The organism is Polaromonas sp. P1_G2 (assembly GCF_056405515.1).
The window spans coordinates 1-451 of the sequence record NZ_JBFUBY010001155.1; the positions used below are offsets into that span (position 1 = coordinate 1).

At 57.0% G+C, this 451-nt stretch carries 1 protein-coding gene; it reads right to left on the reverse strand.

Annotation, left to right across the window (positions count from 1 at the left end; genetic code table 11):
• Nucleotides 1–265: outer membrane protein assembly factor BamD (bamD, locus tag AC1D0P_RS29530; protein ID WP_477679982.1), on the reverse strand; the 265-nt coding region annotated here is incomplete at its 3' end.
• Between the last annotated feature and the right edge of the window lie 186 nt (nt 266–451).

The window sequence follows — 451 nt, forward strand, 5'->3', positions numbered from 1 at the left end:
CGAAAGTGCTCATCACCAGTGCCTTACGTGCCCATTCAGAGAAAGGTTGCTGGCGGTCGAGCGCGTCGAACTTCTTCTCGGCCTCTGCGACCTTGCCGGCATTCAGGTTGGCAAGGCCCTGATCATAGAGCTTCTCCGGCGGATCGGTATCGACCGCAAGCTTGGTGATATCGATATCGGGATCGCTCGTGCAGGCGGAGAGCAAAGTACCGGCGGCACCGATGGCCAGCGTCAGAAGCACGGCGCGTGCGGATATCGTCATCATATCACTTCCTGCAAAACCCCAAGGGTCCAGAACCGGCTTACCGCCGGTTCACCCGCTCATGCGAAGCGTACTAGCCACAAAACTGCCAGAACCGCAACGACCCGTTACCCAAATCATATATATTTGTGGCGAAAACCGGGTCGGCACTGTTGCCTCAATGACCCGATCGCAAAGGAATTCACAGCC